The sequence below is a fragment of the Streptomyces sp. NPDC002306 genome, assembly GCF_053593435.1.
Genome location: NZ_JBSFCK010000015.1, coordinates 1 through 23,640 on the forward strand (window position 1 = coordinate 1; position 23,640 = coordinate 23,640).

At 69.0% G+C, this 23,640-nt stretch carries 16 protein-coding genes and 1 pseudogene; 7 read left to right on the forward strand and 10 right to left on the reverse strand.

Going from position 1 to position 23,640, the window contains the following annotated elements:
* Nucleotides 1-1,613 (reverse strand): transposase (locus ACWCQK_RS26095; protein WP_451158821.1); only part of this gene is annotated, 1,613 nt, incomplete at its 3' end.
* A 144-nt stretch (nt 1,614-1,757) separates the two neighbouring features.
* On the opposite strand from ACWCQK_RS26095, the gene ACWCQK_RS26100 reads away from it, so the two are divergent.
* The 3 genes from ACWCQK_RS26100 to ACWCQK_RS26110 all read left to right on the forward strand — a co-directional run bounded on the left by ACWCQK_RS26100 (nt 1,758) and on the right by ACWCQK_RS26110 (nt 5,009).
* On the forward strand, nt 1,758-2,855 hold the full coding sequence (locus ACWCQK_RS26100; protein ID WP_451158823.1) for an MBL fold metallo-hydrolase: 1,098 nt from the start codon (nt 1,758-1,760) through the stop codon (nt 2,853-2,855).
* Nucleotides 2,856-3,458: 603 nt separating this feature from the next.
* Nucleotides 3,459-4,079, forward strand: a complete 621-nt coding sequence (locus tag ACWCQK_RS26105; protein ID WP_451158825.1) for an FMN-dependent NADH-azoreductase — start codon at nt 3,459-3,461, stop codon at nt 4,077-4,079.
* 135 nt (nt 4,080-4,214) lie between these two features.
* Nucleotides 4,215-5,009, forward strand: coding sequence for an oxidoreductase (locus tag ACWCQK_RS26110; RefSeq protein ID WP_451158827.1), 795 nt, complete (start codon nt 4,215-4,217; stop codon nt 5,007-5,009).
* A gap of 675 nt (nt 5,010-5,684) precedes the next feature.
* On the opposite strand, the gene ACWCQK_RS26115 is transcribed toward ACWCQK_RS26110, so the two are convergent.
* From ACWCQK_RS26115 to ACWCQK_RS26140, 6 genes are all read right to left on the reverse strand, one after another.
* Nucleotides 5,685-6,797, reverse strand: a complete 1,113-nt coding sequence (locus ACWCQK_RS26115) for an NADH:flavin oxidoreductase (RefSeq protein ID WP_451158829.1) — start codon at nt 6,795-6,797, stop codon at nt 5,685-5,687.
* A gap of 674 nt (nt 6,798-7,471) precedes the next feature.
* The gene (locus tag ACWCQK_RS26120; protein WP_451158831.1) at nt 7,472-7,633 is read right to left on the reverse strand and encodes a hypothetical protein; all 162 of its coding nucleotides are present in this window, start codon (nt 7,631-7,633) and stop codon (nt 7,472-7,474) included.
* Between the two features lie 357 nt (nt 7,634-7,990).
* On the reverse strand, nt 7,991-9,937 hold the full coding sequence (locus tag ACWCQK_RS26125) for a glycoside hydrolase family 127 protein (RefSeq protein WP_451158833.1): 1,947 nt from the start codon (nt 9,935-9,937) through the stop codon (nt 7,991-7,993).
* A gap of 62 nt (nt 9,938-9,999) precedes the next feature.
* A complete protein-coding gene (locus ACWCQK_RS26130; protein ID WP_451158835.1) occupies nt 10,000-10,854 on the reverse strand; it encodes a carbohydrate ABC transporter permease in 855 nt (284 codons plus the stop codon).
* On the reverse strand, nt 10,851-11,627 hold the full coding sequence (locus tag ACWCQK_RS26135) for a carbohydrate ABC transporter permease (protein WP_451158837.1): 777 nt from the start codon (nt 11,625-11,627) through the stop codon (nt 10,851-10,853). Before ACWCQK_RS26135 ends, ACWCQK_RS26130 begins: the two co-directional genes overlap by 4 nt.
* 273 nt (nt 11,628-11,900) lie before the next feature.
* Complete coding sequence (locus tag ACWCQK_RS26140) at nt 11,901-13,217, reverse strand: ABC transporter substrate-binding protein (RefSeq protein WP_451158839.1); 1,317 nt, start codon at nt 13,215-13,217, stop codon at nt 11,901-11,903.
* A 379-nt stretch (nt 13,218-13,596) separates the two neighbouring features.
* Here ACWCQK_RS26140 and ACWCQK_RS26145 point away from each other — a divergent pair, with 379 nt between their 5' ends.
* From ACWCQK_RS26145 to ACWCQK_RS26155, 3 genes and pseudogenes are all read left to right on the forward strand, one after another.
* Nucleotides 13,597-14,625: a LacI family DNA-binding transcriptional regulator gene (locus tag ACWCQK_RS26145; RefSeq protein ID WP_451158841.1), complete on the forward strand. Its 1,029-nt coding sequence runs from the start codon at nt 13,597-13,599 to the stop codon at nt 14,623-14,625.
* A gap of 1,657 nt (nt 14,626-16,282) precedes the next feature.
* Nucleotides 16,283-16,685 (forward strand): annotated as a pseudogene (locus ACWCQK_RS26150) (fumarylacetoacetate hydrolase family protein); the annotation flags it as partial.
* A 1,841-nt stretch (nt 16,686-18,526) separates the two neighbouring features.
* The gene (locus tag ACWCQK_RS26155) at nt 18,527-19,645 is read left to right on the forward strand and encodes a glycosyltransferase (RefSeq protein ID WP_451158843.1); all 1,119 of its coding nucleotides are present in this window, start codon (nt 18,527-18,529) and stop codon (nt 19,643-19,645) included.
* Nucleotides 19,646-19,733: 88 nt separating this feature from the next.
* Here the strand turns inward: ACWCQK_RS26155 and ACWCQK_RS26160 are convergent, their stop codons facing one another.
* Entirely contained in the window at nt 19,734-20,129 is a 396-nt protein-coding gene (locus tag ACWCQK_RS26160; protein ID WP_451158845.1) for a VOC family protein, read from the reverse strand.
* 197 nt (nt 20,130-20,326) lie between these two features.
* Between ACWCQK_RS26160 and ACWCQK_RS26165 the strand changes: the two genes are divergently transcribed.
* Nucleotides 20,327-20,932 (forward strand): hypothetical protein, encoded by a 606-nt coding sequence (locus ACWCQK_RS26165; RefSeq protein WP_451158847.1) that lies wholly within the window; start codon nt 20,327-20,329, stop codon nt 20,930-20,932.
* A gap of 45 nt (nt 20,933-20,977) precedes the next feature.
* Here ACWCQK_RS26165 and ACWCQK_RS26170 read toward each other — a convergent pair whose 3' ends face one another.
* Both ACWCQK_RS26170 and ACWCQK_RS26175 read right to left on the reverse strand, forming a co-directional pair.
* Nucleotides 20,978-22,291 carry a hypothetical protein gene (locus tag ACWCQK_RS26170; protein ID WP_451158849.1) on the reverse strand — a complete coding sequence of 438 codons (1,314 nt, stop codon included), beginning with the start codon at nt 22,289-22,291 and terminating at the stop codon, nt 20,978-20,980.
* 126 nt (nt 22,292-22,417) lie between these two features.
* Complete coding sequence (locus tag ACWCQK_RS26175; protein ID WP_451158851.1) at nt 22,418-23,617, reverse strand: barstar family protein; 1,200 nt, start codon at nt 23,615-23,617, stop codon at nt 22,418-22,420.
* Nucleotides 23,618-23,640: the final 23 nt, after the last annotated feature.

Consider the following 23,640-nt stretch of genomic DNA (forward strand, 5'->3'; position numbering starts at 1 on the left):
TCCCGGCCGATCGCCGCGATCAGGCGGCCGGGTGTGGTGGCCTGGAGGGCTTTGCCCCACAGCCGGTACCAGGTGCGGATGTCGCAGTCCTCGACCGTGAGCCGCACCCCATGAGCTTCGACGACCCGTTCGGCGATCCGCCGCGCCCGCTGGTCCTTCGCCGCGGCCGTGCCCGCCGCAGCCTCGACCAGGCGGGCGCGGCCCATCCGGTACCCGGCCGACAGCACATCACTCCGGTATGCCTGCCGCGGCACACCTGCCTTGTTCGCGTCCCGGGCGCCGCCGGGCACCGCGACGGTGCGGGCGGGGAGTCCGACTGCTGTGCGGCGCTCGTCCCGGGCCTGCTGCCGTTTCGACGGGCCGTACTGTGCGGGGTTGGTGGCCCGCCGGGACCGGTCGAGGGCACGCTTGCGCCCGCGTTCCTTCCGCCGGACTCGCTCGAGCGCGTCTCGTTCGTCGTCGGTGAGCTCGATCCGGCTGGTCCGTATGTCTCCGTCGGCGGGGTCGAACGTGTCCGGGAACGACACGACGGACAGGTTCGACACGTTCCCGTCGATGCCTCCGGCCCGGTCCAGACCGGCCGCAGCCTGACGGCGGGCCCGGGTTGCGGGGGACGCATATCCGCCGGCGAGGACCATCATGTGCGCTTCGTAGGCCCACCCGCCGGGCGCTGATGCGTCACGGCGGCGGACCAGGTCGACCTTGTGCCAGGAGTCCGGGTCGTTCAGGAAGTGGAGCAGGCGCGGCCAGCGGCCGGCGCCGGACGGCAGGCGGACCGGGAGGACCAGGTCGCCGCGGCGGGAGTCCGCACCGCCGGAGAATATGAGCGTGAGCGGCCCGGTGTGGTCCCACCACGTCGCCGCCCTCGTCTTCGGCGTTCCCTTCGGGGTGGTCTCCCCGGTCGGGACACGGCCAGACGGCCGGGCCAGCGCGGTCAGCCTGCACGGCTGCTCGAGGACCTTCGTCCCCGTCTCCAGCGCGGCCGCCTGCACGGGCGTGAGGGGCTCCGGGTCCAGGCTCCGATGCTGGTAGGCGGTGAGGTGTCCGGCGAGGGTGCCGTGGAGACGGAACGTCTCCCACTTCCGCGCCGTCGTGTGCGACCGGGCACGCCCGGGTATCCGGACGTAATCCCACCACGATCCCGTCCTGGGCCGGCCGGACCTGCGGCCGGACGCGTCAGGGAACAGATGCCGGGAGACGCCCTCCCACACCTCGTCGGCCTGATGCATCACCAACGCCTTCGTCACGTGATGCCCGAGGTTGCGGGATCTTTCCATGTGCCGGTACCCGCGGTGTTCCGTCCCCTCACGGGACAGACCCAGCACAGCCCGCCACGCAGCAGCATCCACCTCACGCCGGACATCGCCCGCCCAGTACGCGTCGACCGCGGCACGAGCATCCCGCTGCAGGGCACGTTTCACCGACCACATAGCCGCAAACAGCTGCTCGAGCCGGGCAATGTCCTCGGGCAGGTGCACATCGAGCGGCAGCCGGATGACCGCGAGCTCGGTGTCCGCCCCGCGCTTCCAGCGCTCGGACTTGTTCTTGCCGCGGAACCGGCGCGCAGGAACAGCAGCGGAGGCAGAAGGCGCATGCTGCGGACGTGCAGTCATGAGCCCTCCACCTCCTTTTTGGACGCGCCGAACACCTGCAGACCTGTCCGACCGCAGGCCGGATCAGCAATCGCAGGAACAGTAGCCCGCCCCACTGACAACGGGCCCTGCACCCATGCGGGTTGGCTGGCTACGCTCACCGGCATGTACCTGCGGCTCGCCCACTGCACCCCTTCCGACCTGCGGGCATGGACCGGGCTGGCGGGCCCGCAGATGCACCGGCTCGTCGAACAACTATGGGCGGCAGTGCCGGACGCGGGCGGCGCTGGGCGCTGCCGTTCCCCGCGGCACGCTGCCCGGCACCGCAGCGGCGTCCCGTCGGGCTCGTCCGGGCCCGCACTCAACACGGACGGCTACTTCGTGGGCCGGATCAAGGGCAACCTCTACTGGGTGACCGACTCGTACTACCAGGCCATGTTCCTGAGCACCCGTGAGGGTGTCGTGCTCGTCGACGCCCCACCCACGATCGGACACAACCTGCTGCGCGCCATCGAGCAGGTGACCAGGGCCAACGGCATGCCCGGCAAGGTCACGCACCTCGTGTACTCCCACTCCCACGCCGACCACATCGGAGCCTCGGCCATCCTGGGCAAGGACGTCGTGCGCATCGGCCACACTGAGACCCGCCGCCTGCTGCGCCTGGACCGGGATCCCAACCGCCCTGCCCCGACGGTGACGTTCGACGACCGTTACGTCCTGAAGGTGGACGGCGAGCGACTGGAGCTCGCCCACCACGGCCCGAACCACTCGCCGGACAACATCTTCATCTACGCCCCCGACCAGGCGACGTTGATGGTCGTGGACGTGCTATACCCCGGCTGGGTGCCGTTCAAGAACCTCGCCGTCTCCCAGGACATCCCCGCCTGGCTGAAGGCGCACGACGTGGCCATGGACGACCCGTGGAAGACCCTGGTCGGCGGCCACCTCGGACGCCTGGGAGTCCGCGCCGACGGCGACATACAGAAGCGGTACATGGCGGACCTGGACGCCTCCGTACGCAACGCCTCGGCCACGGTGGACCCCACGCCCTACTTCCAGAAGTACGGACCCACCGGAAACTCCTGGGCCATCTTCAAGACCTACCTCGACGCCGTCGCCCAGCAAGCCGCAGACCCGGTGATCGCCAAGTACACCGGAACCCTGGCCGCCGCCGACGTCTTCACGGTCGACAACGCCTTCGCGCTGCTTGAGTCGCTGCGCATCGACGCCGGACAGCTCGGGCCGTTCGGCGTCCGCCCGTAGCAGCCGGACCAGCTGGCCCATTCTCTGCAGTCGATCGGCGTGCGAGGCACCAAAAGCCCTTCGGCCAGCACAGCCGGTGCGGGACGCGGCTGCGCAGGCGCCAGCCCGCGCAGCCGCGTCACCCCCGCGAGCGGGACACCCCTGGTGCGGCGAGCCGGCGGCGCTGACCGGCCCATCCGTCCGGCAGACCACCGCACGTCGACCACCACGAGAACAGACCCCAGGAGCAGCCTCCGGCTCCTGCCGGCCCCGCGCCCTGGCACGCTCGCCCAGGACCGGCGCCCGGGATCCCCCACCTGTGGTGCCGACGGCCGCCGGCTCCCTGCAGCCGATCAAGCACGGGGAGCCGGTGACCACCGCGCCGCCTCCTCCCCTGCCTTCGACAGGTGATCCAGAAGGCAACCCAAGACGGTCACAGGGTTCGACTCGATCGCGCGGCGAATCCAGTTGCACCTTGACCTGCGAAAACTCCGCGCGCCCGCCTCGCACCAACATTCTTGATAGTTCAATCCAGAACCTGTTAGGCTCGCCGATGCAGGGTCACCGGACCTCGCCGCATCTCAATTCTGGATTGAACAATCCATTAACCAGGACGGAAACCCCATGACTCACTTGCTCCACATCGACTCCAGCGCCCGCAGCACCGGCTTCGGCTCCGTCAGCCGCCGCCTCTCCGCCCAGTACGCCGAGGCGTGGAGGGCCCAGAACCCGGACGGCACCGTGACCTACCGCGATGTGACGGCCGACGTGCCGAATCTGGTCAGCGAGCACTGGGTACGCGGAGTGTTCGGCCCGGCCGAGATCCACGACACCCACTCCCATGCCGCGGTCAGCGCCGCCGAGCAACTGATCGCCGAGGTCAAGGCGGCCGACGTCCTGGCCCTGGGCGTCCCGGTCTACAACTTCAACGTGCCGGCCTCGTTCAAGGCATGGATCGACCAGATCTGCATGGCCGGCCGCACCTTCACGTTCAACGCGGAAGGCCCGCAGGGACTGCTGAGCGGCAGGAAGGCCGTCATCCTGCGCTCGTCCGGCAGCGACTTCAGCGACCCGCGCTTCGCCCCGCTGGAGTTCCACGAGCCCTACATCCGCGGCGTCCTCGGCTTCCTCGGCATCACCGACGTCGAATTCATCTCGGTCAACGGGCAGACCGAGGACCAGCTCACCCCCCACCTCGAGAAGGCCGCCGCCGCCATCGCGAACTCCGTAGGCGCCGTCGCCTGAATCGCCGCCCGCCGCCGATCGGGCGCCGACCACATCATGGACCCCATGCCGGAGACCTGACGCAGAACGGCCACCGCGTCCTGCCAGTCCTCCTTCTGCACACATACGGAACAAAGCCCAGACAAGGAAAACACCATGGACATGCAGCTGGAAAACAAGGTCGCCGTGGTCACCGGAGCCAGTCGGGGCATCGGACTCGCCGCGGTCCGCGCACTGGCCGCCGAAGGCGTCAAAGTGGCCGCCGGCTCACGCAACGGCAGCGCCGACCTGGACATGCTCGCCGAGAAATACGACGTGCTCCCGGTGTCCGGTGACCTGTCCACCGCGAAGGGCATGGAGGCCCTGGTGACCGCCGCGCAGGAGCGCTTCGGCGGCATCGACATCCTCGTCAACAACATCGGGGTCCTGACCCCACGGCTCGGCGGCGTCCTCTCGGTCACCGACGCGGACTGGACGGCGACCCTCAATGCCAACCTCTTCAGCGCGATCCGAGCGGTACGCGCCGCACTGCCGTCGCTGATCGAGCGCAAGGGCGCGATCGTCACCGTCAGCTCGGTCAACGCCTTCCTGCCCGACCCCGGCATCATCGACTACACCGTCTCCAAGGCCGCACTCACCAACTTCTCCAAGGCCCTGTCCAAGGAGGTCGGCCCCCAGGGCGTCCGCGTCAACACCATCAGTCCCGGACCGGTCGAAACCGACATGTGGCTCGCCGAGGGCGGCATGGCCGCGAGTGTGGGCAACGCGATGGGCGTCGACAAGGAGACCGCGCGCGAGCAGATCGTCGACAGCCTCGGCGGCTTCGCGACCGGCCGCTTCACTCGCCCCGACGAGGTCGCCGACCTCATCGTGATGCTCGCCGGCCGGCGCACCGCCAACATCACCGGCGCCGACTTCGTCATCGACGGCGGCCTCATCAAGACCCTGTGAAGCGCCGCCTTCATGGACGGCGTCGGGCAGACACATACGGCCGGGTCCGGGGGTGCCGGACATCACCGCCCCCGATGCGGCACCGCGATCGCTGCGACGAACGGGCATGAGAGAGCGGTAGGTCATCTGCACCATCGGCCGCCGGAGGCGGCCGCCTCGGGCGGCCGACAGCGCGGAGGCACGCACGCGCGGCGCGACGACGCCGCGCCGCCGACATCGACCGGTAGCGCATTACCGTGGCCCACTGGCAGAAGCCCATAAGAAACGGCGCCTCAAGTCCGTCCCAGAGCGGAACTTCACGACGGTACCGATTCTTCTTGCAGAGTCTCGCGAATTCCCGCCGTCACGCGGCAGCTGGCCCAGCGCGCTGATGACCGCCGCGGTCGTAGGAGACTCGTCGCAGGCACGTAGATACGCACCTATCGCCCTCCGGTTTCGCTGCAGCACATCAATACGTCGTTCAATGCTGCTGAGTTGTCGGCGCAGTCCGTCCAGGTCCTTGGGCGCCGGGCAGGGCTTGACTTCTGTCTCCCCCTTCGCGGCTTCAATGTCTCGGCGATCAGGGCCTCTATCAGAGCCTGGGTACCCGGTCGTCGACCAGGACCGTAGCGCTCCCGGGCGTCACGACAGCCGCTACTGGTGCGAAGAGCCCACGTCCCCAACATCGTCGCACAGTCAGTACAGAGTCTTTTCCGCTTCCTTTGTGAACGGGACGAAGCCTTCGACCCGGCCGTCCAACACCTTTCTGGCCCATTCGGGATCGGCCAGGAGCGCACGGCCCACCGCGACGAGGTCGAAGTCATTGCGCTCCAGTCCCTCGACGAGCCGTTCCAACCCGGCCGGCTCGGCATTGTCCGTGGTGAGGTCACCGTCGAGGCCGACCGAGCCGACGGCGATGGTCGCCTTGCCGGTGAGCTTCTTCGCCCAAGCCGCGAGGTTGAGGTCGGATCCCTCGAACGCCGGCTCCCAGTAGCGGCGGGTGGAGGCGTGAAACGCGCTGACGCCTGCATCAGCTATGGGGGTGAGCACGGCTTGAAGCTCGTCGGGGGTGTCGGCCAGCCGGGCATCGAAGTTGTACCCCTTCCACTGGGAAAAACGGAAGATGACCGGGAAGTCCCGCGCGACCTTCTCCCGGATGGCCTGCACGATCTCGGTGGCGAACCGTGTCCGCGCGACGGGGTCGCCGCCGTACTTGTCGGTGCGCCGGTTGGTGTGGGACCAGAGGAACTGGTCGATGAGGTAGCCGTGGGCGCCATGGATTTCGACGCCGTCGAAGCCGATCCGCTCCGCGTCCGCGGCCGCTTGCGCGAAGGCGCCGATAACCTGGTCGATGTCCGCGCGGGCCATGGCGTGACCGCCGCTGCTACCGGTGAGTGTGAGGCCGGACGGGCCCACCGGGGGCGCGCTCTCGAACGGCGGTTTTCCTGGTTCGCGCACCATTCCGATGTGCCAGAGTTGCGGCACGATGCGTCCGCCTGCGGCGTGTACCGCGTCGGCCACCCGGCTCCAGCCGACGAGTTGCTCCTCCCCGTGGAACCGGGGGACTGCGGCGTCTTCACCAGCGGATGGGTGGTTGACGTAGGTGCCTTCCGTGATGATCAACCCCACCCCGCCCGCGGCGCGGCGCGCATAGTAGGCGGCTACGTCCTCGCCTGGGATTCCTCCAGGCGAGTGCGAGCGGGTCATCGGGGACATGGTGATCCGGTTGGGGACGGTCAGTCGCCCCAGGCTGAAGGGCCGGGACAAGGCCCGGGCCGCGTGGATTGTCATGTGCTGCTCCTGAATCATGTGCGGTGCCCTGGGATCGTGTCCGGGGACCCAGCCCTGGCCGGAGCAGTGCACCTAGGCCGGGAAAAGTGGCCGCGCGGCGCTACTCCGTGCTGGGGACGACGGTCTCGGGAGAGAGTCGTCGCTGTGTGATCCAGGAACCACCGAAGCTCACTTCCGACCAGTGGTCGGTGGACTGGCCGTTGCGCACGCGGCGATGGAGATGCCACTGAGCTGGACCTGGCGGCCGTACATAGGGTCCCGATCTTCAGGAAGATCATGGGTTCCTCATGCGCACAGCCGGTGACTGGACCCCACCTGACGTCTTGGACAGGACGGGGCATTTACTTGACACAGCAAGCGTCTCACTTGCCTATTGCAAGCGTCAAGGAGGTTGTGATCGAGCCCACGCGCCACGCCCGGACGTGCGCGAGACCGTTCTGACGGACGGCTGGACCCGGCAGGCAAGGCGGCGCTCTCCCGACCTCATCACCGCTGACCGCGCGAAGGCCTCCGAACGGGATGCGCATGAGCGTGCCGCCCGCGACCAGGACGCCGGAATCAAGCACAGACGTGTCCTGCTCAACCAGGCCGGCTGCTGCGGTGCCGGGCTGTGGCATCAGTCGCCTGACGCCACTGCCCGACTCACCGGCCCCATAGAGACACCATGCGATGCATCTGGGTAACTGATCGTTTCAAGACGAGGTTCGGAGTCGCTTCAGGCAGACGATGCCGCAGGCGAGTTGGAGCAGGCCGTGGTGGAAGTCGGCGCCCGTCTCGTAGCGGGTGCGCCGCGTCTCGTCCAACGCTCCGCCCGTGACGCCCTCACCCTCGATCCCCACCACCACAGTGCGCATGCCGCCGCAGCCGCACTGATCGCGGCCTGCCCGACGTCGAAACCGACACCACCCTCGCCGAGACTCCGCGTGCCGGCACCGAGGCCCCCACCGCTTGTGTCGAGACCGAGGTGCACACCCCTGACACCCACAACATGCTCCATCGCGCCAGGCGCAGCCTCGGGGAAGCCGGACAGGTGGACAGGTTGCAGCCGCCCGCGACCACCGCCGGCAGCGTCCGTCGGACAGCAGCCACTCCGGCCTCCGGGCGGAGATGCTTCGCAAGCAGCGGCCTACGGAGGTGGTACGGGTCCATGGCGTCTTCCTCGGCTCACCCAGACGGCTGGCCCCCCGGAGTCGGCCATCACTACCTCCCGATCACGGTGCCGCGCGTTCCGCCGTCGGCAGCCACACGCGCATCGTCGAAGGCCCGCGGTTCGCCCAGAAGTGGTAGGGCACCAGGACGATCCCCGCGCGCGCGGCGGCGGGAGCGGCGGCTCGGTCGAGGGGCCGGTACGGCCAAGCAGCGTCGCCCGGTTGGCCCGGTACGGCGAGTTCGCCAGGTGCGACGACGGTGTTGTCCGGGCCGTCCTGCGGCTCGGCGGACGGGTCCACTCGTACGACGTCGGCTTCGTGTCCGCCCGGCAGGTCCACCGACTCGGCGCAGTACACCAGCGGCCCGCGCTGGACGGCCGCGGTGCCGCGCACCGCGTCGATGCGCGGGTCGGGCCCGATCCAGCGCGGTGCCATGGGCAGTTCGAGTCGTATCTCGTCACCGGGCCGGAAGATGCGGGTGACCGTGGCCGTGCCCGGTGCCACTGCGCGGCGTGCTCCGTCTGCGTCGACCAGCCACGCGGTGGTGCCCTCGGTCCACGCGGGGACGCGGAGTGACAGGGTCCAGGGGTGGTGTGGGGACCGTCCGATCCGCACGGTCACGCTCCCTGCGGACGGGTAGTCGGTCCGGACCCGCAGCGCGACGCCGTGGCCGCCTGCGAGGGAGGTGGCGATCTCCGCATCGGCGTACTGGTGCAGTTGGATGCCGTGGTCGTCCGCCGTCGCCAGATACGCGGGCAGCTCTGCCAGGGTCCGCGCCACGTTGGTTGGGCAGCAGGACACCGCGAACCAGGGTGCGCGCAGGCTCGATTCGGCGCGCGGGCTCTCGGCGTCTGCCGGGGGTACGGTGCCCCGGCGCCGCCGGTGCAGGGTGTTGGCGTAGAAGAAGGCCCGGCCGTCCTCGGACGGGGAGGTCGCGATCACGTTGAACAGGGTCCGCTCCATCAGGTCGGCGAAGCGCGGCTCGCCGGTGGCGAGGAGCAGCCGCCAACTGAGCATCACGGAGGCGACGCCGGCGCAGGTTTCCGAGTAGGCGCGGTCGGGCGGCAGTACGAAGTCGTCGCCGAAGGATTCGTCCCTGTGGTGTGAGCCCATGCCGCCGGTCAGGTAGGTCCGCCGGGCGACGGTGGCCTCCCACTGCCGTATCACCGCAGCGAGCAGGGCGTCGTCCCCGGTCTCCACGGCCACGTCGACGGCGCCTGCCGCGAGGTAGAGGGCGCGGACGGCGTGGCCGCGCAGAACGGTGGCCTCCCGGACGGGCATGTCGTCCTGGTGGTAGGCGCTGCCGAACTCGATGTCGGCAAGTGTGCCGTGCCCGCGGCGGTCGACGAAGAGCGCGGCCTGGTCGAGGTAGCGCTGCTCCCCCGTCGCCCTGGCCAGTTCGACCAGGGCCGTCTCGATCTGGGGGTGTCCGCAGACTCCCTCGTTGCCGCCTCGGCCGAAGGTGGCGCACACGTGGTCGGCGGCCCGCCGGGCGATCTTCGCCAGCTCGCCCTCGCCCCTGGCCCGGGTCTGGGCCACACCCGCCTGGATGAGGTGTCCGTAGCAGTACAGTTCGTGGCCCCATGCGAGGTCGCTGTAGCGGGGCTGCTGGCCGGAACGGCCGAAGGCGGTGTTCAGGTAGCCGTCCGGTTCCTGGGCCGGGGCGATGGCTTCGGTGAGTGCGGCGATCCCCGTGTCCGGCGCGGTGTCGGCACGCCGCCCGTCCTGCCAGGTCATGGCTTCGAGCAGTTTGTAGACGTCGGCGTCGGCGAACTCGCGGCCGCGCCGGTCTTTGTGGATCCGGCCCTCGGCGGCGGCTCGGAAGTTGCCGATCCAGCCGACACGTTCCATCCAGTCCCGGCAGTGGTCGAGTGTGGCCATCGCGTTGATCTGCCGGCGCCGGGCCCAGAAGCCCCCGGTGATCCTGACCTCGTCGAGACCGAGGGGGCGCAGCCGGCCCCGGGTCGGCGCCACCGGCAGGACGAATGAACCCTGCGTGTTCTCTCTCACCAGTTCATGCCTTCGGTTCGTCCTTTCGGTCGTTGGTCGTGCGCATGCGGCAGGTGCGCGTCTCAGCCCTTGAGCGCGCCCGACATGAAGCCCCGTACGTAGTGCCGTTGCAGCAGCAGGAAGACGAGGAGGCAGGGCACGGCGAGGACCACCACGCCCGCCTCGGTGGCCCCGTAGTCGACGGCGCCCATGCTCTGCTGCCGCAGGTTCGCGACGGCCAGCGGCAGGGGTGCCTTCTCGCTGTCCGAGATGAGGATCAAGGGTGCGATGAAGTCGTTCCAGGCCGCGAGGAAGGCGAAGAGGCCCACGGTGATCAGCCCTGGTCGTACCGCTGGGAGGAGGACCCGGCGCAGAGCGCCCGCCGTGCCGCACCCGTCGACGAGTGCGGACTCCTCCAGTTCGCGCGGCACCGCTTCGAAGGAGATCCGCATCATGAAGGTGGCGAAAGGCAGTTGGAACATGGCCAGCACCAGGCTCAGTCCGATCAGTGAGTTCTGCAGGTGGAGCCTGCCGAGCAGCACGTAGAGCGGGATGAGGAGCGTGGCGTAGGGGACCATGAGGATGGCCAGCGTCAGCAGGAACAGGAGGTTCTTGCCCGGGAAGTCGAAGCGGGCGAAGGCGTATCCGCCGAGCAGCGACACCGCGAGGGTCAGGGCGACGGTGAGCGCTGCGACGACGGTGCTGTTGAGGAGGTAGCGCCACAGGCCCGCGTCGTACTCGAGGAGCGTGCGGTAGTTGCCGAAGCCGTAGCCGGACTGCTGTGCGGTGCCGGGCTGAGCGCTGACCGATGCCCAGGCGTTCCACAGCAGGGGGAAGAGGAAGATGACGGCCAGCCCTCCGGCGACGAGGTAGTGGGGCATCCGGCCGTGGGCGCGGGTGAGCACCGTGGTGTCCCTTCTGCCGGTGGTGTGGCTCATGACTCGTCGGCGCGGCGCAGAGCGCGGAACTGCGCGACGTTGAGGAGGAGCAGCGCGGCCAGCACGATGATCGAGAGGGCCGCCGCGGTGCCGAGGTCCAGGCGCTGGAACGCCTCGCGGTAGATCAACTGCACGACGGTGACGGTGCTGTTGTCCGGTCCGCCCTTGGTGAGGACGAAGAACTGGTCGAACGCGAGCAGCGATCCGGTCACACAGAGCAGCAGGGACAGGGCGAGGGATGGCCGCAGCAGCGGCAGGGTGATGCTGCGGAAGATCTGGCCGCGGCTCGCGCCGTCGATCCGCGCCGCCTCGTACACCTCGTGGGGGATGCGCTGGAGGCCCACGAGCAGGATCAGCATGTAGAAGCCGGCGAACTTCCAGACGATGAGGAACACCGTCGACAGGAGGGCGGAGGTCGGCGTGCCGAGGAAGGACACCGGATCGTCGACGAGTCCGAGCTTTTCCGCAATGCGGCTGAGCGGGCCGGTGGTGGGGCTGTACAGGCCCCAGAACAGCAGGGAGGCGGAGGCCAGTCCCAGGGCGCCGGGCAGGAAGTAGACCGTGCGGAAGAAGCCCGAGCCGGGGCGGGATTCCTGCACGAGCAGGGCGAGCAGGAGTGCCAGGGCGAGGAGGAGGACCGTGACGATCACGGTGTAGAGGAGGCTGAAGCGTACGGCGGGCCAGAACAGGGTGCTGTCGGTGACGTCGGTGTAGTTCTCGGGGGCGTTGGCGCCCTGGTCGCCCGCGAGCAGTGGCCAGTCGCTGAGCGACATCTGGCCGGAGAGCAGCAGGGGCAGCAGGAAGAAGACGGTGACGAAGACGGCTGTGGGGGCGGCGTAGCCGAGCCCTTGGACCGTGCGGGAGCGCCACAGGGGCGCGGTGGCGCGGTGGCGCGGGACGGGCGGGCCCGGCGTTGCGGCCGGGTCGTGGGTCCGGCCGCCGCCGGGTCGGCTGCCTTCACCTGCATGACTCTCCTCTGCCGTGGGACGTGGGAGGGGGTGTCGGAGGGGCCGGTGCCGGGAGCGTGCGCCGACGTGCGGTGCCGCTCAGTCGGCCAGCGAGGCGGTGACCGCCTTGTTGTCCTTGTCGACGGATGCCCCGTCTCCGAAGACGGCATTGCGCATCAAGGTCAGCCAGGGTCCGTTGGGGTCATTGAAGGTCTGGCCGAACTTCAGTGCGTACGGGGTGCGGCCGGACGCCACGAGCTGGTTGATCGTGACCAGCCGCGGGTCCGCGTCGGAGTACTTGTTGGACGCGAGGTCGGTGCGCGCCACCACGTCCTTGTGCGCGGCGACCACATCGACCTGCGCCTTGTCGCCCAGTGACCAGGCGAGGAAGTTCCAGGCCTGGTCGGCCGACCTGCTGGTGGCGGCGATACCGATGGCGTCACCGCCCACGAAGGTGGACTTGCCGCCGTCGGGGCCGGGGATGGGCGCGACTCCGAGGTCGAGGTTCTTGGGCATCAGCCCCAGGGTGGTCGACGGCATGGGCATGACGCCGACCTTCCCCTTCGGGAAGACCCCGGTCCAGGTCGTGCCCGTCTCTTCGCGTGCTCCGGGGGCCACGATGTCGTCCCGCACCCACCCTTGGTAGGTCGCGTAGACCTTCTTGGCGGTGTCCGAGTCGAGATTCGCCTCGGTGCCTTCCTTGTTGAGCACCTCCGCGCCGCCGGCCCAGATGGACGGCCACCAGGTGAAGACGCCGCAGCCACCGCAGTTGCCGCCGAAGAAGGTTCCGTTGACGCCGTTGCCGAGCGCGTCCACGGCCCGCGCCTGGCGGTCCCACTCGCTCAGGGTGGTGGGTGGCTTGGCGGGGTCGAGTTTCGCCTGCCGGTAGAGCTCCTTGTTGTAGAAGAGCACGGACAGATCGAGGGTGTGCGGTACGACGTACTTCTTCCCCTCGTACGTGCCCGCCTTGATGTGCGACTGGGCGAGGTACTTGGCGAAGGGCAGGGCGTCGATGCGCTGGGTGAGGTCGGCGAAGAGCCGGCTGGAGGTGTAGTTCGGAACGAACACCACGTCGGAGGCGAAGAGGTCGGGGAGGTCGCGGGATCCGGCGGCCGCACCGATCTTGGCCTGGTAGTCGTCGGTGGGGATCACGGTCAGTTCGATCTTGTTCTTGTGGCTCGCGTTGTACGCCTTGACCAGTGCCTCGCTCTGCGGCCGGGTCGCCGCACGCGTCCACATCGTCAACGTGGCGCCGTCGTCGACACCGTTCGCGTCCCCGGCTCCCCCGCCTCCCCCGCCGCTGGAACCGCCCTCCCCCGATCCGCATGCCGTCGCCAGGCTCGCGGCGGCGAGCAACGCGACGGCACCCGTGACGAGGCGGCGCACGCGTCCACGCGGTCCGGCCGTGTTCCCCATGGCGATCCCCCTTGCATGGCGGCGGGCGCCGAGCGCGCCCGCGGGTCGGGACGATGAAATGTTGTGGCGCTGAACTCTGGGACCGACTTCCGGGACGATCTTCAGCGGCTGGCCTTCGCAACGACCTTCAGTGGCGGGCTTCCAGGACCGGATCCAGCGACGAACGCCCGCCTGGGAAACAGACCGAAAACCCTTTCAGAAAGCTAGGACTCGGCCCGACGCCCGTCAATGCCCTTGCCACGACGACTACATGGGAGTCACCGAAACCTGGCGAAGCACCCTGTCCACAACCGCCGCCGAAACTTCTCGCGTACGGTTTTACGCGCGACGTGCCACCCCCGACATCCTCGGCACGCGACGCGAGATGAGGAGAACATCCATGACACCGGCCTCAGGCGGCCCTCGTTCGCATCCCGCCACGCTCAGCGACGTCGCCCGGCTGGCAGGCGTGTCCATCGCCACCGCGTCCAAGGCCCTCAACGGCCGCAGCCAGGTGCGCGCCGCAACACGGGAGCGGGTGGTCGAGGCGGCCGAGCGGCTGGCGTTCCGGCCCAATCAGCTGGCGCGCGGCCTGCTCGCCGGGCGGACCGGCACGGTCGGTCTGCTCACCAGCGACCTGGAGGGCCGGTTCAGCATCCCGATCCTCATGGGCGCCGAGGACGCCTTCGGAGCGGGCGAGGTCGCGGTCTTCCTCTGCGACGCCCGCGGCGACACGATCCGCGAACAGCACCACGTCCGCGCGCTGCTCGGACGCCGGGTCGACGGCCTCATCGTGGTGGGCAGCCGGACCGACCCCCGTCCGTCCCTGGGCCGCGAACTGCCCGTCCCCGTCGTCTACGCGTACGCGCCGTCGGACGACCCCGCGGATCTGTCCATCGTCCCCGACAGCGTCGGCGCCGGCCGGATCGCGGTGGAGCACCTGCTCGCCTGCGGCCGTACCCGGATCGCGCACATCACCGGCGACCCCGGGTACCTCGCGGCGCGGGAGCGGGCCGAAGGGGCGCGGGCCGCGCTCGCCGACGCCGGTCTCACCCTGATCGGCGAACCACGGTTCGGGGCGTGGTCGGAGGGCTGGGGTCGGGCGGCCACCGCACTGCTGCTCGACCAGCACCCGGAGGTTGACGCCGTGCTGTGCGGCAGCGATCAGATCGCCCGCGGCGTCATGGACGTACTGCGCGAGCGCGGCCACCGGGTGCCGGACGACGTGTCGGTCATGGGCTTCGACAACTGGCACGTCCTGACCTCCGCCTCCCGCCCGCCGCTGACCAGCATCGACATGAATCTGGAACAGGTCGGACGTGCTGCCGCGCATGCCTTGTTCACCGCGATCGCCGGGGCGGCGCGCTCGGGGATCGAGGCCCAGCCCTGCCGTGTGGTCATCAGGGGGTCCACGGCGCCGTCGTCCTGAACATCACGGCTGACGACGTCGGCTGTCACGCATCCGTCGTGACACCTCATCAGCCCGCCCCCACCTTGCGAAACCCTTTTAGGTTGCTTTTCAGCACTCCTCCGCTCATCCAGCCGCCGCCATCGCGGGCAAACCCTTGTTGCCAACCCGGCAGCGAGCATCCGATGAGCAGACCCAACGCCCCACCGATGCTGACGGGCGATCGAGTCGGCCATGGCCCGCCTCGCCCACAGCCTGACTCGGATCGGACGCAGTGGCGCTTGTTGAACCGGAGATACGACGGCGTCCCGGCTGGTCACATCCCGCGCGACAGGCCCTACGCCTCGCGGGTGCGCTGGCCCAATCCTGCGGGCGGGTCACTCCAGCCCAAGCAGACCGAGGCTGAAGGCGGCGCTGTCCCAACCGGCCACCTCCTCGCCGATCAGGCAGCGCTACAACCACTCGGCAAAGGTCATCGAGTGTCCGGCCCAGTCACCCTCCGCCCCCTGGACCACCACACCCTCTGAGGATCCATGGACCCGCGGAGCTCCGAACACTGCAGCATCTCCCTGATCGGTGGCGGCGCCGGCACCGGACCCTCGGCAGTGCCGAAGGTGAGCTGTGCGAGATCGCGCACCAGGGTGATGGCTCCGGAGAACCATGGGCCTCCCCCACGCTCTCGCCGCGCTGGTACCCGACGGCGTCCGGGCAAGCGCACCAGGTGCTCGACGAGTACGCCATCCTGGGCCCAGCGCGTCAGCCGGCTCCGCCGCTGTGATGCGCAGTGCCGCCAGTCGGGTGGCCCGCAGACGCTTCCTCCCTGCCGCGCGGACGACCCGCCATACTCCGCAGCCCGCCACGACGGCCGCCGCACTCACCGTCACCGGCCACACCTGCAGCAGCACCTGTCCGGCCGCGACCGCCGCTTTCCCCGCCATCCACAGGACTGCCGCGGCGACCACGACGGCCGCCGGCCACTGCGCGCGCGTGCGCGGAGCCCGCCACATGCTCCTCGCTCCGGCCATCAGCGACACACCGGCGCCGACACCAACGCCGACCTCGACCTCGACGGCTGGGGTGTGGGTGTGGTCCGCAGGGCAGGTCGAAGCACCGCCGAGACCGAAGGTCTGGCCCCATAACCACACTCCGGCCACCAGCCCCGCGATCGCCCAGCCACTGAGCCTGCCGCCCCGGCCCGGCCGCGGATTGCGGCGGATGTGCGTGCAGACGGGGGACGTCGCGCCCGCTGCAGCCGTCAGAACCGGCCACCTGCGGTGGCTTCCCCGGCCCGGACAGGGAGCATCATTGCCAGCAGACGTTCCGCCGGCCGAGACCGACATGGCCCGGCCGAGGCGTCAGGGAACAGCCAGACGATCTTGGTATTCCTGCCGGCATGCCTGCTCTCGCACCGTGCACCCCAGCACACCGCGGGAGTCTCGCGCGAAACGGCCAGCAATCCACCAGGCCGACCCACCGTGTCCAGCATCCGAGTGAGGCGCGACCGGCGCCCGGATCAACCCGCCGTCGCGTTGGGCCACTCGGACAACGCCCGCACCGGCGCAGTGCCCGTCTGCAGCGAAGATCACGCAGCGCCTTCGCGCCGCGGCACACGACCGGGCATCCCCGCCAGGCCGGCAGTCAGCTTGTCCCAGACCGGCCCGTAGCCGAGTACATGAGCGTTGGCCCGTGCGAGGGCAAGGTCACCGCCACGCCGCTGAGCCCGCGCCTGTTCACGGCCGACGAACTGGAGCACTTCCGCGACATCGACGGTCTCCTGTGGCTGGCCGTGACCGCAGACGTCAACGGCGAGGTAGCCGACGAAGACCTGCTGACCAACGTCGGCTGGGCCGTTCGAGGAGATGGCCGCCTACGCCTCCTGCGGCACCCGGGGCAGACCCGGCGCCGTTCTGGGCTCCGGCACCTGCGGCAACGGCGGCTGCCTGGCCGAGCTTTGGGGCCTGTACGGCAAGCCGGATCCGGCACCGCTGAAGCCCGGGGACACCATCACCGACACCGTCGTCCCCGGCCAACCCGTGCAACACATCAGCCCCGCAGGGACCCGGCCCCGCACACCCACCTGACAGAAGACACCCAGGACAGGAGAAGCCAGGAACCGCCTGCGCGGAAAGTCGTCGTGATCACCGAAGCGGCCCGCAGCCAAGACACAGCCCATGCCGCAGCCCTCGCCCGGCTGGGCGTCCCTTGTCAGCGCCAGGGACGCGGCGCCCCAGCCCGACTGAAAGCTTCTCGACGTCTCCGCTGCCAAACCTGGGCAGCACTTGGCCGTCCCCCGGCGCGCCGCCGACAGGGCCGTAACCGGCCTGGACACCAATTGCTGGCATCACCTAGCACGCCCGCCTGAGCGAAGCCATGCCCGAGGAGCTCGCGTAAGTCCTGGGCCCGGCGGGGAGTTGGGGCGGTCCGAAGCACGCTGCGGTGCGCCTGGAGGGTGGCAGCGCACCGACCCGCTCGGCGCGATTCCTCGCCTCGAACGGAGTGCCGAAGGCACCTCTTCCGCCACCGAGTCAAGGTGAAGCGTCAGCGCGCATACGAGTCCCCGCCGGACACCCGGCGGGGACTCGTATCTATGCGCGAACGTTGGTCGTGCGGCTGGGTCAGCTACAGACCGCGTAGACCGTAATGGTGGTGAGGGCGCCAGCTGTCGCGGTCACGGTCCAGTGGTCTCCGTTCGGGAAGCTCTGCCCGAGGACGGTGGCGAGGCCAACCGCAGACAGTCCTCCAGAGATGGGACTGGTGCCGGCCGGACACGCCGGGGAGTCGTAGGACGCGTTGACGCCCAACAGAACGTTGTAGTCCTGGGAGACGATCTGCGCGTCCACCGGACCGGCGGGGCCAGTGGGACCGGTGGCGCCAGCAGGGCCGGTAGCGCCCGCCGCACCGGAAGGACCGGTCGCACCCGTCGCGCCCGTGGCGCCCGTGGCACCGTCGACACCGGCAGGACCGGTCGCACCCGTCGCGCCCGTCGCCCCGGCAGGACCGGTCGCACCCGTGGCACCCGTCGCGCCCGTGGCACCGTCGACACCGGCAGGACCGGTCGCACCCGTCGCGCCCGTCGCACCGGCAGGACCGGTCGCACCCGTGGCACCCGTCGCGCCCGTGGCACCGTCGACACCGGCAGGACCGGTCGCACCCGTCGCGCCCGTCGCCCCGGCAGGACCGGTCGCACCCGTCGCGCCCGTGGCACCGTCGACACCGGCAGGACCGGTCGCACCCGTAGCGCCCGTAGCGCCCGTGGCACCCGTCGGCCCCGTCGGCCCCGTGGGGCCGGTGGGTCCTGTCGGACCGTTTTCACAGTGGTCGTATCCACAGTCCCCACCGGCCGGCTTGGCGGCAGAGGCTATGTTGGCGACCGTCTTCGTGGGCTCCATCGCGAGAGCCGGTGTGGCCATGCCCGTGAGCACGAGAGCGAGGGATGCAAGGCTGCTGCCCGCGATCCAAGTGCTCCGCTTGGGGAGCGGGAGCGGACCGAGTGAGGACCTTGTCCTGGAGTCAGGACGCATGCGTTCTCCTGATGTCGCGAAGGGGGTTAGTCACGCCGCCCCGGCAGGGGCAACATGCACATCATTACCATGTGCGATGAGTCGCGCACGTTCAGTGATATTGACGCTCCGCCGCAGGCCGCCCACCACTTTGCGTGCGCATGACATCTCCCGGCCGAGCTTCGATACTCCAGGCCCTACACCCACTTGGGCGCGACCCTCAGTAAGGCAAGGGCGGCAGCCGGCCTTGCCGGCACCCGCCGGTTTCCTGCCGCCCGGGGCAGCTCGCTCATAACAAGAATCGGCGTTGCGCCGACAATCCATGAGTCGAAGTGTCTAAGGTGACTGCGGCGACTTCCTCCCGTGTGATTCAGGCTTTTATCGTCATGCTCGATTAGAAACTCGAAGGTAGGGCCAGAACAATGAAGCCGACCATCTGTCTCTGCATGATCGTAAAGAACGAATCGGCCGTAATTGAGCGGTGCATCGCCTCGGTACGCGACATCGTCGACACCTGGGTCATCTCCGACACAGGCTCGACGGATGGCACCCAGGATCTGATTCGAAAAGCCTTCGACGGCATCCCCGGCGAGCTGCACGACGACCCGTGGGTGAACTTCGGGGTCAATCGCACACTCAACATCGAACGCGCCCGCGGGAAGGCCGACTACCTGCTTCTGATGGACGCCGACATGACAATTCGGCAGGTAGGACCATTGCCTTCGCTGTCCTGTGCGTCCTACATGATCCCGCACGCCGGCAGTCTCGCCTACCGGATCAAGCGTCTCGTCCGCGGCGATTTGCATTGGCGCTATGAAGGGGTGACACATGAGTTCCTGACCGCCGCCGAGGAGCACGAGCAGGAGAACCTCGACGCCCTGGTGATCGAGCACTTCGCCGACGGAGGATCCCGGCACGACAAGTTCGAACGGGACATGGCCCTGCTGAGCGCGGAGCTCGAGCGTGATCCCACGAACGCGCGCAGCACCTTCTACCTGGCCCAGACCATGCGTGACATGGGCCGCACCGAAGAGGCGATCACCCTTTACGAACGCCGTGCGGCGATGGGCGGCTGGGGAGAAGAGATCTATTACTCCCTCCTGCAGGCAGGAATCCTCAAGGATGAGTCCGGCGACTGGCCGGCAGCCATGGACACCCTCGCGCGGGCATGGGAGCAGCGTCCGCAGCGCCTTGAAGCCTGCTTCGAATTGGTCTCGCGGCTGCGGAAGCGTGGAAACTACCATGCCGGACATGCCTTCGCGTGTGCGGGAATCAATCGCGCGGAGCCCGACGACATTCTCTTCACTCACCCATGGGTCTACAGGTGGGGGCTGCTCTTCGAATATTCCATCGTTTCCTACTGGGCAGGGGATGTTCAGGGCTCTCTCGAAGCGTGTGATCGTCTCCTGGCCATTCCTGACCTGCCGGAGGCGCATCGTCTGCAAACACTGCGGAATCGCGAATTTGCCGTCGCCCGCCAAGCCCAGGACTCGAACAGTATCGAGGCTGAAACGTCCCGGAAGTCTGGGGCCGGAATTTAACGGAAGGCTCGGAAACCAGGGGCATAGAGGTCTTCTCGGCAACGTGATAGTTGCCGTGTGCGACGGGGCGCGGATGCCCGCTCGCGGTCTAGCTCTCCGGTGCCAGGGTGCGAACGACGTCGAACTCGTTGCCCTCGGGGTCTGCCATGACCACCCAGTTCCGGCCTGAGCCCTGGCCCACATCCGTCTTGGTGGCGCCGAGGCCGAGCAATCTGGTCACCTCGTCCTCGGTGCTGCCGTCGATCGGGCTGACATCGAGGTGAAGCCGGTTCTTCACGGTCTTGCCTTCGGGCACCCGGATGAACAGCAGGGTGGGCGGCATCTGGCGGGCCCGAACATCCTCGACGGTCGGCACCCAGGAGCCGATCTCGACCTTGCCCTCGCTCCGGTCGATCACCTTGAAGTCCAGGACCTCGCACCAGAAGGCCGCGAGCCGCTCCGGATCGTGGCAGTCAACAGCCAACTCGGTGAACCTACTTGTCATGACTCTCCCAGATAGTACGGACGGGGCTCAGAGTATGCCGCCCGTCCGACAGATCCGAGATCTTCCTGGCTAGGGATATCAGACGGGCTTGACCCGGCATCAGATTCGGGAGAAGCATCCGGTAGGAGCAGGTCTGCGAAGAACAGGTTCCGGGTACCGCGAGGCTTCACGCGTCGACCACTATCACCTGCATCGGCGTGCTCGATGTCAGCCAGGCCACTGCTGAGGCTCTCGCGAGGCTGCTGCCGGAACACCGTGAGCGTCTCGGGACCCGCAAGGGCACCCGCGTCCTGGAGCCGTTCAAACAGAGCGTGTTGATCCTGCGCTGGTTCCTGGACGGTACCCGGCTGACTCAACTCGCCCGCGACAACCGGATCTCCGTCCCGACGGCCTACCGCTACCTCCACGAAGAGCTGACCGTGCTCGGCGACCACGCCCCGGGCCTACTGGCGCGCGCGGCCGCGGCCGACACCTCGGCACGGCCAGCACCCGGCACAACCCCGCCCGCCCCCGCGCCTGGAGGCAGCTGCATCCACACCGCCGACAGCAGTACGAGTTCGAAAGTCCCTTCCAGGCGGCACAGTTCAGGCAGCGCGTTCTGCACCCACCGGGTGCTCTCCCCCGGATACTGGCTCCGCGCGGCCTACCGCAGCTCGCGCACCGGCTCCGCCGCCACCTCGTACCCACGCCGTGCCAGCGCCGCGGCGTCCCGCCCGGTTCTGGCGCGAGCGCCGGCGCCGGCATTCAACACCGAACCGAAGCCTGCGGCAGCAGATGCAGCACCTGGTCGTGCATGTCATTGAAGGTGGCCCATGCACAGGGCCTACGCGCGAGCATGGCGGCACGGGCTATGGGATGACGGGAGGCTCCAGCTCTCGGCGTACATATCCCGCTCCGCAGCCGAACAGCTCACCGAGCCGTTCGTAGCGGGCGTACTGGGCGCCGGTGACCGTGATGTCGTAGCCGTCGACGAACCGCAGCAGGATGCGAAAGCCCAGGTCGGGGTCTGCTTCCGTCATCACCTGCTCGAGCGCCTGCACCCCCTCACGGACCACGGCGTCACCGGTCGCTTCCAGAATCGGAGCGATCACCCGGAGCTCGGACAGCACCACGTGCGCGAGATCGGTGCGCACAGAACGTGGCCTGGGTGTGTAGGCAGGATCGACCACGACCAGGTGCTCCCGGCAGACTTCGGCGATCTGGCGCAGCCAGGTCCGAACGTCGGCGTCGAACTCCTCACTCGCGCGCCGCCGCCGGGAGGCCGTCCTCCACACTGCGGTGATCTGCTCGTCCGTGAGCGGGGAGTCCAGCAGGATGGTGACATCCTCCATCAACGCGGCCGCCTGCGCCCCGGGCACGAGGCCGCTGTCGGCGTGTACGAACCTGACGACGTGCTCACGTGGCTCTCCCGTGCCCTCGTACCGCCATGCGTCCCACTCCGCGTCAAATTGGCGGGAGAGCGCGGGCAGTCCGAATCCGTACACGAAATTTCGCCCGATGGTGTCAAGAGGCGGCCAACGCACGCTGAGGCCCTCGAAGACAGCAGTGAGGGGGTAGTCCAGCTGATCGCCGAGGCGCAGGAAGCTGTGGTACTGGTCGTGCGATACCCGCACGGAGTACGCCTTCACAGCGCGCAGCAGCAGCCGTAGGCCGAGATCCGCGTCGGCCTCGCGGACCACCCGTTCCAGTGCGTGTGCCAGGTCCGGCACCGGGATGGCAGTGGCCAACGCGGGCGCAAGCAGGCGCAGTTCGGCCGTCACGGCGTCGCGCAGTTCCTCCTCGGTCACCGTCGAGCCGCCCTCGGCGTCGGCCGGCGAAGGCCGCAGTGGCGGAGGCAGGGGCGGGCAGACCGTAAGTACTCGGCGCAGCCAGGCCCGTGTGTCCAGACCGTTCTCGGCCGGGTCGAAGCCGCGGCGGGTCGCGGCCAGCCATACGGCCTGGAGCGCCTCGTCGGACAGCGGCGACTCCAGCAACAGCCGCACGTCCCTGCCGAGCTGGTCGTCCTCGTCGAGGGCCGCCCGTGCGGCGAGGGTCGCCACCGTCGGTTCGTCGACGCGGAATGCCGCGCGACGGCAGACGGTTTCGGCCAGACCGCTGAGGCCGAAGTCCGCCGCGTAGTCCACGTAGTACGCCTCGCGGTGCGCCATCACAGAACCTTTCACGCCCACGGGCTCCTCCCGGCCACACAGGAGCCTGTGGCCTCATTTGGCCCGGCCGATGCCTCGGCCCCCTTCCTGCTCCTGGTCAGATGCCGTTTTCAAGCGGTCCGGGATCGGCCGTCGTCTGCTTCACTCGAGTACGACCGTGACTCCGTACTCGCGCAGGAGGTTCACGGTCGCCTCGAAGTAGGACAGGCCGTCCTGGTGGTCCAGGATGTGTTCGGCGAGGGCGTGACGGGCGGCGTCGGCATGGTGCCAGACGAGGGTGAACGGGGGGACCACGGAGGGGCCGCCGCCCAGATAGTCCTTCACCGAATCGAGGCTTCTCCCGTAGTGGGCGCCAGGGCCGAGTAGGGCTTCGCCGAGTGCCAGGAGCAGGCTGGTCCGGTCCGTGACGTGCTGACCGTCGAGGCGGTACGTCCCGCCTGAGAGGCCGTCAGGCCCGTACGGGCCGACGCGGGTGAGATCCAGCCATTCGGATCTTCCGCTGGTGTCGAACTGTGCCCACTTGTTGGGTTGGGTGGGAACCCCGTCGAACCATATCTCCAGAATTGGACGGGCGGCCAGCGTGTGACGGTCGTCGCCAGGGTCGGTGAGAGTGACGTCGATCAGGGTTCCGCCGAGGACGGACGGGCGTGCCTCAACGGTACGTAGCTCGAGTCGGTGTGTGTCCATCGTGCGGCCCTGACGGTCGAGGCACCAGAGCGCGATCGGACTGGCGTTCCGCGGAAGGGGACGGCACAGCAGGTCCAGCAGCGGTTCAGCAGGTTCGCATCCGACCAGGTGCACGGGCTGGCTCGGTTGCCGCGGGCGAGGGGAGAACAGGCCGTCGATGGACCGACAACTGCCTGACGGGCCGGTCTCCAGGAGGGTCGGGAGCCACAGGTCGAACCGCGAGTTCACGGGCAGGCGTTTACTGTCCCAGTGGTCGTCTTCCGCGACGCCGGCGCCCAAAACGACATCCACGCGCCCAGGTTCCCCGGGTGTAGGCCAGTGCGCCAGGACGGCCGTGTTCTCCAGGTCCCAGGACCAGAACGGGAACGGCCCTTCGTTCGAGGGATCCGTGGGCTCGATGGAGATCGTTCCATCGCCCAGCAGCCGTACCGGCTCAGCGGTCCTGGTCACGGCCTGGGCCAGCAAGCTCTCGCGCGGACAGCCACGCAGAGTCAGTACCTCCCGCGGCAGCGGAGGCGGGTCCATGAACAGGCCCTCGACCTCCGCGCACCGCCCCCACGGCACGGCCGGTTCCTTGTCGTCGAGGTCATCCTTCACCAGGAGATACCGGACCGGAAAGTCCCGCCCCCACACCGCATACTCCTCGGACCGCACGCTTCTCCCTGCTGCCAGGCTGA

Coding starts and splice junctions, on each gene's coding strand:
- ACWCQK_RS26100 (WP_451158823.1), top strand. CDS start 1,758: ATGTACCTGCGGCTCGCCCACTGCACCCCTTCCGACCTGCGGGCATGG.
- ACWCQK_RS26105 (WP_451158825.1), top strand. CDS start 3,459: ATGACTCACTTGCTCCACATCGACTCCAGCGCCCGCAGCACCGGCTTC.
- ACWCQK_RS26110 (WP_451158827.1), top strand. CDS start 4,215: ATGGACATGCAGCTGGAAAACAAGGTCGCCGTGGTCACCGGAGCCAGT.
- ACWCQK_RS26115 (WP_451158829.1), bottom strand. CDS start 6,797: ATGATTCAGGAGCAGCACATGACAATCCACGCGGCCCGGGCCTTGTCC.
- ACWCQK_RS26120 (WP_451158831.1), bottom strand. CDS start 7,633: ATGCGCACTGTGGTGGTGGGGATCGAGGGTGAGGGCGTCACGGGCGGA.
- ACWCQK_RS26130 (WP_451158835.1), bottom strand. CDS start 10,854: ATGAGCCACACCACCGGCAGAAGGGACACCACGGTGCTCACCCGCGCC.
- ACWCQK_RS26135 (WP_451158837.1), bottom strand. CDS start 11,627: ATGTCGCTCAGCGACTGGCCACTGCTCGCGGGCGACCAGGGCGCCAAC.
- ACWCQK_RS26140 (WP_451158839.1), bottom strand. CDS start 13,217: ATGGGGAACACGGCCGGACCGCGTGGACGCGTGCGCCGCCTCGTCACG.
- ACWCQK_RS26145 (WP_451158841.1), top strand. CDS start 13,597: ATGACACCGGCCTCAGGCGGCCCTCGTTCGCATCCCGCCACGCTCAGC.
- ACWCQK_RS26155 (WP_451158843.1), top strand. CDS start 18,527: ATGAAGCCGACCATCTGTCTCTGCATGATCGTAAAGAACGAATCGGCC.
- ACWCQK_RS26160 (WP_451158845.1), bottom strand. CDS start 20,129: ATGACAAGTAGGTTCACCGAGTTGGCTGTTGACTGCCACGATCCGGAG.